Genomic DNA, 1215 nt, shown 5'->3' with positions numbered 1-1215 from the left:
GTTGCTGAAGACGACGCTGGAGCAGAACGACGGGACCGCGCAGCAGACGCTGACGCGGGCGAAGGCGGCTGTCGACAACATCGGCTGACCGCGGGGTGCGGGCCGGCCGGGGCACATGTTCCGGCCGGCCCGTGCACCCGCTGTGCTTGTTCTTGTTGTGAGGGACGGGGGAGTTTCGGGTGACCGGGTGGGATCTGAGGCCTCAGGGCATTCAGGGTGTGCTGAAGTCGACGGGTGAGGTGGCGGCGAAGATCCAGACGTACGCGACGTCGTACGGGGAGCATCTGTCGTCGGCGGCGTCGAGTGCGGGGACGATCACCGCGGAGGGCGACAGCGGCTCCAAGGGCGGTGGCGGTAAGGACGGTGAGGGTGCGGTCGGTGGTCTGGTCGCGCTGGCGCTGTCGCAGTTCGCCGAGCGGACGACGCCGGACCTGAAGTACATCGCGGCGCGGGCGGGGAAGTCGCTGACCGGTGCGGTCGACGCGACGACCGCGTACCTGGACGGTGACCTCGACATGGCCGCCGAGGCGCAGCGCAAGGCCGTCGCCGCGGTGGACATGGACCCGAAGAAGCCGGGGGTGCAGGACCGGTGATCAAGCCCGAGGCGATTCCGCAGTACACCGGTGATCTGGGTCAGCTGGAGAAGGACCACGCGCTGCTGACGAAGGACGCGGGGCATATCCGGGACACGGGTTCTTCCGTGCATACCCAGTTCCAGGCGTTGTCGGCGTATTACAAGGCTCCGGAGGCGGAGCAGTTGTTCGCGTCGACGAAGCCGGTGCAGGAGCGGGCGGACGGGTTCGCGGACGATCTGGAGAAGGTCGCCACGTCGTTGTCGGAGTACGCGACGGAGATCCAGCCGCTGGTGTCGAAGCTGGAGCGGTTGAAGTCGGACGCGACGCGGTTCGTGAACGCGAACAAGGACGACGACGACTGGGAGTACGACGGGGACAAGGTCGAGGAGCACAACAAGCTCCGCGACGACATCACCGCCACGGTTGCGGCGTTCTGGGCGGCGGAGCGGACGTGCCACAACAAGATCACCGCGTTGTGGGGCGGGACGCAGATGGTCGCGGGGGACGGATCGGAGCGCAAGGACCAGTACGGGTTCAACGCGGAGGACCTGAAGAACGCGAAGCTGCCGTGGGGTGATCCGGTCGAGGAGAAGCACCACTGGTACGAGGTGGGGCACTGGGTCAAGTCGTTCGTGTGGGA

At 67.2% G+C, this 1215-nt stretch carries 1 protein-coding gene and 1 pseudogene; both read left to right on the top strand.

What is annotated here, in order from left to right; genetic code table 11:
• The first annotated feature begins 179 nt into the window (after window positions 1-179).
• Entirely contained in the window at window positions 180-593 is a 414-nt protein-coding gene (locus ACIQGQ_RS37205) for a DUF6507 family protein (protein ID WP_402405128.1), read from the top strand.
• Window positions 590-1215, top strand: a pseudogene (locus ACIQGQ_RS37200) (protein phosphatase); the annotation flags it as partial. The gene ACIQGQ_RS37205 and the pseudogene ACIQGQ_RS37200, both read left to right, overlap by 4 nt.

Origin of the sequence: Streptomyces sp. NPDC092952, assembly GCF_044754785.1 — a bacterium.
In the GTDB taxonomy this organism is placed as follows: domain Bacteria; phylum Actinomycetota; class Actinomycetes; order Streptomycetales; family Streptomycetaceae; genus Streptomyces.
Note: the sequence above shows the minus strand (reverse complement) of the source record. Positions and strands in the feature narration are given on the sequence as shown.